The sequence below is a fragment of the Streptomyces sp. NPDC059900 genome, from assembly GCF_050270335.1.
Classification (GTDB): Bacteria; Actinomycetota; Actinomycetes; order Streptomycetales; family Streptomycetaceae; genus Streptomyces.
Window position 1 is genome coordinate 1 of the sequence record NZ_JBNNJZ010001080.1, and the last position, 1,429, is coordinate 1,429.

At 68.4% G+C, this 1,429-nt stretch carries 1 protein-coding gene and 1 pseudogene; both read left to right on the forward strand.

The window, feature by feature from the left end; genetic code table 11:
• On the forward strand, nt 1–621 hold a 621-nt coding region (locus tag ACQKIP_RS47385), incomplete at its 5' end, for a FadR/GntR family transcriptional regulator (RefSeq protein WP_427745862.1).
• A 197-nt stretch (nt 622–818) separates the two neighbouring features.
• Nucleotides 819–1,429: pseudogene (locus ACQKIP_RS47390) on the forward strand (sugar ABC transporter substrate-binding protein); the annotation flags it as partial.

Genomic DNA, 1,429 nt, shown 5'->3' on the forward strand with positions numbered 1-1,429 from the left:
GTGCTGCGGCGCCTCGAGGCGCAGCACCTGATCGAGGTCGCGCCGGGGCGCGGTTCCTTCGTGCGCGAGCAGAGCTCGGGTCAGGCCAGGGGGTACGACGCGCTGTACCGCGCGGGGCGTCCCACGGTCCGTCAACTCATCGAGGCACGGCTTCCGTTGGAGGTCGAGATGGTCCGCCTGGCGACCCGGCACGCCACGGACGAGGACATCGCCGTGATGCGCGGCGCGCGGGACGCCCTGGAGTCGGCCACGGATGTCGTGGTCAAGGCGCAGGCGGACATGGAGTTCCATGACGCGATCGCCGTGGCCAGCAAGAATCCCGTACTGCGGATCATGCTGTCGTCGATCAGCGGGATGATGTTCGAGATGATGCTGCGCTCGAACTCCGACCCCTCGATCGGGGAGCCCGGAGTGCCGCATCACCCGGAGATCTTCGAGGCGGTCGAGGCGCGCGACGAGGAACTGGCGGCCACGCGGATGCGCGAGCACCTCATGCTGGGCCTGCGCACCTACGGGGCGGACCTCGACGTTCAGGTGGACATCATGGCGCGCAACCACATCGAGACGCTCCTCGGCCAGGCGGAGGTCCGGCGGGCGGGCGGCGGCCGGGCGGGGGAGTAGCCGCCCTTCGTGCGGACCGGAGCGGCGTGATCGTTCCGTTGCGTGGATCTTTCCCTCAGGGGCTGTTCGGGGGCGTTCGCATCCTGCTACGGTCCCGTCAGACTTAACTGGTCCTACCAGTTGGACCAGTGGTTCGGGAGACGCAGAAACCCGTCAGGGCAGACACGGAAACACCCATCACAGAGACGAGGACAACGATGTCCACGAGGAGCCAGCTGTTGAGCCGGCGCTCCTTCGGCAGGCTGGCCGCAGGCGCGGCGGGGGCCGCCGGCGCGGGCGCACTGGGCGCCTGTTCGCCGCAGGGCGCCAAGGCCGCGGCCGACAGCCCGTTGCGGATCATGGCGATCAACCATGTGTGGTCGCAGGCGATCAAGCGGCGGACCAAGGAGTTCGAGGAGCGGATCGGGCGCCGGGTCTCGATGACCCTGCTCACCGCCGACCAGCTGTCGAGCAGCTACAACGTCAAGCTCAACGCATCGGGCACCGACGTGGACGTCATGATGGTGCGCGCACTGCAGGAGCAGCTGGTCTTCGCGCACAACGACTGGCTCGCCGACCTCACCGACCGGGTCGAGGGCGACAAGGAGTTCGCCTGGGCGGACTTCCAGAAGGCGCCGCGCGAGGCTTCCGTGGCCGGGGGCAGGGTGCTGAGCGTCCCGGTGGTGACCGAACGCCCCACGCTGTACTACCGCAAGGACCTCGTCGAGGGACCGCAGCGCACCATGAACGCCCGGATGTCCACCGCGATGGAAATGACTGACAAGAAGACGTGGTTCTACTGCTATGTCTGCCGCGGGCAGCGCAGCGG